Source organism: Acinetobacter sp. YH12135, from assembly GCF_013418565.1.
In the GTDB taxonomy this organism is placed as follows: domain Bacteria; phylum Pseudomonadota; class Gammaproteobacteria; order Pseudomonadales; family Moraxellaceae; genus Acinetobacter; species Acinetobacter towneri.
Window position 1 is genome coordinate 1 of sequence record NZ_VPBU01000042.1, and the last position, 6590, is coordinate 6590.

7 protein-coding genes and 2 pseudogenes are annotated in these 6590 nt (G+C 39.8%); 2 read left to right on the forward strand and 7 right to left on the reverse strand.

The features are described 5' to 3' along the window. Positions 1-182 precede the first annotated feature (182 nt). Positions 183-716, reverse strand: coding sequence for a lecithin retinol acyltransferase family protein (locus tag FTU70_RS14030; protein ID WP_096900868.1), 534 nt, complete (start codon positions 714-716; stop codon positions 183-185). A 135-nt stretch (positions 717-851) separates the two neighbouring features. Between FTU70_RS14030 and FTU70_RS14035 the strand changes: the two genes are divergently transcribed. Further along, complete coding sequence (locus FTU70_RS14035) at positions 852-1604, forward strand: phosphodiester glycosidase family protein (RefSeq protein WP_225530198.1); 753 nt, start codon at positions 852-854, stop codon at positions 1602-1604. Positions 1605-1634: 30 nt separating this feature from the next. Here the strand turns inward: FTU70_RS14035 and FTU70_RS14040 are convergent, their stop codons facing one another. The 4 genes from FTU70_RS14040 to FTU70_RS14055 form a co-directional block, all read right to left on the reverse strand. Continuing rightward, entirely contained in the window at positions 1635-1883 is a 249-nt protein-coding gene (locus tag FTU70_RS14040) for a hypothetical protein (protein ID WP_004973320.1), read from the reverse strand. A gap of 224 nt (positions 1884-2107) precedes the next feature. Next, positions 2108-2332, reverse strand: coding sequence for a hypothetical protein (locus FTU70_RS14045; protein WP_004973321.1), 225 nt, complete (start codon positions 2330-2332; stop codon positions 2108-2110). Positions 2333-2573: 241 nt separating this feature from the next. Further along, the gene (gene trmA / locus FTU70_RS14050) at positions 2574-3656 is read right to left on the reverse strand and encodes a tRNA (uridine(54)-C5)-methyltransferase TrmA (protein WP_179990787.1); all 1083 of its coding nucleotides are present in this window, start codon (positions 3654-3656) and stop codon (positions 2574-2576) included. A 162-nt stretch (positions 3657-3818) separates the two neighbouring features. Next, positions 3819-4520, reverse strand: coding sequence for an NAD-dependent deacylase (locus FTU70_RS14055; protein WP_004973326.1), 702 nt, complete (start codon positions 4518-4520; stop codon positions 3819-3821). A gap of 264 nt (positions 4521-4784) precedes the next feature. On the opposite strand from FTU70_RS14055, the gene FTU70_RS14060 reads away from it, so the two are divergent. Continuing rightward, entirely contained in the window at positions 4785-6026 is a 1242-nt protein-coding gene (locus FTU70_RS14060; RefSeq protein WP_131260895.1) for an acyl-CoA dehydrogenase, read from the forward strand. A gap of 78 nt (positions 6027-6104) precedes the next feature. Here the strand turns inward: FTU70_RS14060 and FTU70_RS14065 are convergent. Continuing rightward, positions 6105-6464, reverse strand: a pseudogene (locus tag FTU70_RS14065) (alpha/beta fold hydrolase); the annotation flags it as partial. Between the two features lie 9 nt (positions 6465-6473). Beyond that, positions 6474-6590, reverse strand: a pseudogene (locus tag FTU70_RS14070) (transposase); the annotation flags it as partial.

A 6590-nucleotide genomic window follows, 5' to 3' on the forward strand; every position in this document is an offset into this window, starting at 1 on the left:
ATCAACAATACAAAAAATTTCTGTAAAATCGTACATGGTAGTTAGAGCCTTTGGGTTGTGTCGTAACTTTCTAAATGGCTCTAACTACCTTTTTTTCAAGGGCTTTTCTTATCCGTAATTCGGGTTATTTAAGATTTATAGAATATTTTGTGAGATATACAGTGTCGCTAAAATGACTGCGATTAGCGGTTTTTATGCTGTTCCTGCTTCATCAGGATTTGCGGTAACTGCATTTTGGCTTTATCGCGTAGTTTCTTCTTAATATAGAGCACTAAAGCAAAGCAAGTCGTGGTCAGGGTCAGCATCATACTGTTCATATAACTCATCAATGAACTGACATAACCAATGGTGGTTAAACGATCCATCATCTTAAATACTTGCGGGCTGCTTTCCACACCTGTAATTGCCCAAGTGCATAAATGTTCACAGTTATTCATAATCAGATGATAATTGTTTTCATGCATTCTGGAGCGCATACGGCGTACCACTTTGCGGCCTTTATACTTGGGCGCATGATACGACTGCACAATAATATTTTTGCCGTGACTAAACTTTTCAATACTGGTCATTTCAATCGGGTGTTTTTTAAAAAGATGTGCAAAACCCGAATAGTGAATCACGCGACCACGCCCGGCATAGATACCATGATGGCTATAGCCGAAGTGTTTCACAATTAAATGTGCCCCTAAAGGAAATCGTGTTTTCTGCTTGAGCATCGTACGCTTGACCAATAAAGTAACATGAGTAGAGAAAAGAAATCAGGTTTTATAGTGTACTGCGTCTGAAGCAAATATGCGATAACCCATTCAGTTATATGCACAATTTGTAACATAGCAGGTATGGAGATGATAATGTTTTGTTCTCGGTGGAAGTGCTTATTGCTCTGTTATTTATTCTGCACGCCTACTGCACAAGCGGAAATTCGCGCATGGACGGTTAACAACAGTAAAATCAATGCAGATGTGGTGGAAGTGACACAGTTGTCACAGTTAGGCTTATATCTGAAAGATCGGCAAGGGAAACCATATCTGCAAATTTCACAACTACAAAAAAATCTACAGTCTTGTGAAAACATGCAATTTGCCATGAATGCAGGCATGTTTCATCCAGATTATTCGCCTGTGGGTTTGTATGTGGAACAAGGACGACAACTTAAAAAGCTGAACCGACAGCAACAGGGATGGGGGAATTTTTTAATTCAGCCCAATGGTGTACTGGCGTGGAATCATCAACGGGTGTTTTTAGGAACAACCCAACAATATGCCAATCAAGCGTTCAAAGCGCAGTATGCGACACAGTCTGGCCCAATGTTAGTTATTAATCGCCAGTTAAATTCACGTTTTTTGGCAGACAGTACTTCTTATAAAATTAGAAATGGGGTTGGGTTAAAAGACCAAAGCCTGTACTTTGTGATTAGCAAGACGCCCGTAACTTTTCATCAATTTGCCACCTTTTTTAAAGATGAGCTGCAAACGCCAAATGCCTTGTATTTAGATGGTTCGATTTCTACAGCGTATATTCCGCAATTACAACGTCATACTCATCCACATCGCAATTTAGGTCCAATTTTAGCTTATATAGATCATCAAGGCTGTAAACCCTAACATTGGAATTTGGTTTTGGCTTGGCTGAATTTATTGTCCAATAAAACCTAAGGCTGTGCCTTGCATCCTGCAGATTTTGACTGCTTCTTCGCTTTTCATTTGTTTGACTTCATTTTCAAATTGCTTTTTTTGTTGTTTAAGTTGCTCATCTGAAATACCCATGTTTTTAGCAAAACTTTCCATTTTCTCCCAAGTTTCGGCACATTCTTTCGGCATTGGGCTACAGGCTGTTAAACTTAGGCTGAGTAGGGCAAGACAGCTAAGGCTAGTTTTTTTCATTGTCATTTTCTCTGTTTGAATAATTCGAATTTATTGGTGTAATGATTATGTGTAGAAATATTAGCGCATGATTATGAAGATATGATTGACTGCGTTTGAAAAGATTAGCGTTTTTGTGCAAGTTCAAGCACGTGTCGCGATTTATAAAATTTATCGTTCTAATATATATGCAGCCATTAAAAAAGGCACTTAGTTCAACTAAATGCCTTTTTTATCATATTCCATTACTGGAATGGTAGATGCTGGAGTTCATTCAACTCTTTGCGGCTATAACCTCGCGAAGCGAGAACCTTCTTAATCCCGATAATGACATCTTCATCTGTGGCTTTGGTTAAAGCTTCGAGAAGTTGTTCATTTGTCTTGCAAGAGCAATCATTTTCAACACAAGCAATTTGATTTTTATGCTCGTTTTGCTGTTCTGTAGAGAACAACTTTTGCCAAAAACTCATAGAGCCTTCATTCACAACCTAACATAGATCGAAATATAGCCAATATAAAAAATAAATCAAGTCGACCTAAGTGATAAAAGCAGCAATCGAGTTGCAGAATTTTCGATGATATTGCATTTTTTTAACGAAATTATGACAGTTAAAGGGCTTGTAATGCTTTAACTGATTCATTTACATCATAATATTTACAAGTGCTAAAAAGGAGAACTTGTAAATATTGAAGAATAATGCAACAAATTGTTTAAATCTTTTCCAGTAAAACACCCGACTCAACATGATGGGTGTATGGGAATTGATCAAACAGTGCAAATTGCGTCACTTTATGGTTTTGACACAAGGTTTTTAAATTGTCATGCAATGTGTCTGGGTTGCACGAAATATAAATAATACGCTTAAAACGCTGTAGGAGTTTTAAGGTTGCATCATCAATTCCTGCGCGTGGCGGATCGACAAAGACCGTATCAAAATCATAACTTGCAAGATCAATGTTCGCTTCTTGCAAGCGGCGGAATTCACGCTCACCGTTATAGGCTTGAGTAAACTCTTCAGCCGATAAGCGTGCTACTTGAATATTCTCAATCTGGTTTTGTTCAATATTCCACTGCGCTGCATATACCGAAGATTTAGCCAGTTCTGTGGCAAGTACACGACGGAAACGAGTCGATAGCGGCAGGGTAAAGTTACCATTACCACAATAAAGTTCTAATAAATCTTGCTCAGAATATTCGGCAACCGTACATGCCCATTCCAGCATTTTTTGGCAAACTTGCGCGTTTGGCTGGGTAAAGCTGCTTTCAATTTGCTTATAGGTATAAGTGCGCTCAAAAACCTGTAATTGTTCAACTACATACTCATCGGATAGCACGAATTTTTGCCCACGGCTGCGTCCAATCAGTTTAATGTTTAATGCTTTGCTCAAAGCTTGGGCTGCAGGCTCCCAATCAGATTCAAGTTTGCGGTGATAAAGCAGTGAAACCAACATTTCGCCACTTAAAGTCGCTAAAAAATGCACTTCAAATAAACGAGCCGATAATACGGGATCGGCTTTCAGGGCGGCTAACAGCTTTGGCATTAATAAGTTAATGCTGCGGTCTGCAATCGGAAACTCATCTACACGAATAACTTTTTTCTGCTTATCTTCACTGCGTTCAAACATGGCATAAAACAGATCATCTTCAATATGCCAAATTCGGAACTCTGCCCGCATACGGTAGTTGTGTTCTGGTGAGGCAAATACTTGCAAGGCAGGCGGGTTATATTCGGCAAATTGGGCAGAAATACGGGCAACTTTTGCATCAAGTTGTTGCTGATAAGATGAGGTCATATGCAGTAAACATCACAAACACAGAGAAAGAGCGATGGTAACAAAGTTTTAAAGAGATACCTAAAACTATTATGAAAATGATGCAATCCTGCAAGATGTCAAAATAGCCTAAGCATGTTGATGACATCTTACAAGTGGAAAAATTTAGATACTGTAATTACTTTAAACTTGATGTAATTGATCGAACAATTGCTGCATGCCCTCAGTGGCAGTTTTGGAAATCCGTTGAAATTGAGCAGGAAGTTGGGCTTGCATGGCTTTTGGGTCAATATAATAAGCCTGACAATTTGCAGGAATTTCGTGTACTAATCCAGCAACAGGGTACACCACCAAACTTGTACCAATCACAATAAAAATATCGGCATCTTGAATCAAATCCAGTGCTTCTTCATAGGCAGGAACTGCTTCGCCAAACCAGACCACATGCGGACGTAAAGGATAGCCTTGTGGGCAAAGATCCTGTTGCAAGTTCAGCGAGTCACCTTCAATTGGAAAAAATTCTGTCGTGTATTGTGCATGAGGCCCTGAGCTTTTGGCTAAACGAATATTGCCGTGTAAATGCAAAACTTCTGAACTGCCTGCACGTTCATGCAAATCATCAATATTTTGGGTGATCACTTGTACATCAAAATCATCTTCAAGTTCAGCAATTAAGCGATGCGCCAAGTTAGGCTGCGCATTAAGAATGTTTTTACGACGTTCATTATAAAAGCGTTGGACTAATTCAGGATTCCTTGCCCATGCTTCAGGACTTGCGACATCCTCCACGCGATGTTTTTCCCATAAGCCATCACCATCTCTAAAGGTGTTGATTCCACTTTCTGCGCTCATACCTGCACCCGAAAAAACCACTAATTTACGCATGTTTTATTCTCTTGATGGATGGTTAGATTTGAGTATAAGTGCCGAAAATAGAAACACAAATCTACAGCTCATTTTTTCAGAATTTTAAGTATCTAAATATGTGAAAGTTTAGTGCTGTCTATAACTTTGCTGAATAATTGAATCAAAGTTCACTTTTTATTGCTTGTTATTTCATTTTAATGATAGAACATAAAGTAAAGTAGTATGACGCTGCAAAATCAAATATTGATGAACCAGAACCTATAATAATGTGCAGAGGATGCCATGTCACAACACAATCCATCGCCAAATCACACGCCTGCAACTCACAGTGAAAAAGTGAAATTTGATTGGAAAGATCCTTTTTTGCTTGAACAGCAATTGACTGAAACCGAACGTATGATTCGTGATAGTGCCTATGCTTATTGTCAGGAAAAATTACTGCCGCGGGTACGTGATCAGTTTAGACATGAAACGGTAGATCGCAGCATCTTCCGTGAAATGGGTGAGCTTGGTTTGTTAGGCTCAACCATACCTGAACAATATGGCGGTGCAGGTTTAAATTATGTGAGTTATGGATTAATTTCACGTGAAATTGAACGGGTCGATTCAGGCTATCGTTCTATGGCAAGTGTACAAAGCTCATTGGTGATGGTGCCAATTTATGAGTTTGGCAGTGAAGCACAAAAACAGAAATATTTACCCAAACTTGCTTCGGGTGAATGGGTGGGATGTTTCGGTCTGACTGAACCTGATTTTGGCTCCGACCCTGGCAGTATGAACAGCAGAGCACATAAAGTTGCAGGCGGTTATCGTTTACACGGTGCGAAAATGTGGATTACCAATAGTCCAATTGCCGATGTATTTGTGGTGTGGGCAAAAGAAGTTTCGGCAGATGGGCAAGTGGGTGATATTCGCGGTTTTATTTTAGAAAAAGGTTGGGATGGACTTTCTGCACCAATCATTCAAGGCAAGGTTGGTTTACGCGCTTCAATCACAGGTGAAATTGTCATGGACAATGTTTTTGTGCCTGAAGAAAATATGTTACCTGAAGTGCGTGGTTTAAAAGGGCCGTTCACTTGTTTAAATAGTGCGCGTTATGGCATTGCTTGGGGTGCTATGGGTGCGGCTGAGTTTTGTTGGCATACTGCGCATCAATATACGATGGATCGGATTCAGTTCGGACGTCCTTTGGCGGCCAATCAGCTCATTCAAAAGAAACTTGCCGATATGCAAACCGAAATCGCGCTGGGTTTACAAATTGCTTTACGTTTTGGTCGTATGAAAGATGAGGGTATCGCTTCACTCGAAGGTACTTCGCTGATTAAACGCAACAACTGTGGCAAGGCCTTAGAGATTGCTCGTATGGCGCGCGATATGCTTGGTGGGAATGGTATCAGTGATGAATATGGCGTGGCGCGGCATTTGGTCAATTTGGAAGTCGTGAATACCTATGAAGGGACGCACGATGTGCATGCGCTAATTTTAGGTCGTGCGCAAACGGGTATCGCGGCTTTTGCCAATTAAATCTAGATCTAAACTAAATCTAGGTCTAATGATGCTACGGTGGAAAATATTGCAAACCACATTTTCCACCGTTTTACTTTAGCTGTTTAGTTTTAAAAATTGGCTAATTTCCTGATTAAATTTCAACGGTTCGGTCAGTAAAGGGGTATGCCCAGATTGGTGAAATATGACTTGTTTCGCATTCGGCATAGCTTCTACCACTTGACGTTGTCCTTCTGCCGCATACAAGGTCGATTGTGCGCCTGTAAAAAAGACTGTCGGACAACCCAGTTGAGTTAAAGCCTCACGATAATCTTCCTGATGGTGTAAATAATTGTCGATATACCAGCGTAAATAATCTAAACGCTGTGTAGGTAAAATATAGCGTTGTAAAACAGGACGTTTGACGGCCAGTTTAAATAAAAACGGACTGATTTTATTGCTGGCTTGTAATTCTATAAGCTGTCATCAAAAAGTAAACATGTATTCTTTTCCGAATTGGTTTGATACTCTCTCCACCCATTGCTCTATTTTATCAGCTGTCATGACTTGAAAATCTCGCCAATAATATTTCATCTGCTTCCA

Coding starts and splice junctions, on each gene's coding strand:
- FTU70_RS14030 (WP_096900868.1), bottom strand. CDS start 716: ATGCTCAAGCAGAAAACACGATTTCCTTTAGGGGCACATTTAATTGTG.
- FTU70_RS14035 (WP_225530198.1), top strand. CDS start 852: ATGTTTTGTTCTCGGTGGAAGTGCTTATTGCTCTGTTATTTATTCTGC.
- FTU70_RS14040 (WP_004973320.1), bottom strand. CDS start 1,883: ATGAAAAAAACTAGCCTTAGCTGTCTTGCCCTACTCAGCCTAAGTTTA.
- FTU70_RS14045 (WP_004973321.1), bottom strand. CDS start 2,332: ATGAGTTTTTGGCAAAAGTTGTTCTCTACAGAACAGCAAAACGAGCAT.
- trmA (WP_179990787.1), bottom strand. CDS start 3,656: ATGACCTCATCTTATCAGCAACAACTTGATGCAAAAGTTGCCCGTATT.
- FTU70_RS14055 (WP_004973326.1), bottom strand. CDS start 4,520: ATGCGTAAATTAGTGGTTTTTTCGGGTGCAGGTATGAGCGCAGAAAGT.
- FTU70_RS14060 (WP_131260895.1), top strand. CDS start 4,785: ATGTCACAACACAATCCATCGCCAAATCACACGCCTGCAACTCACAGT.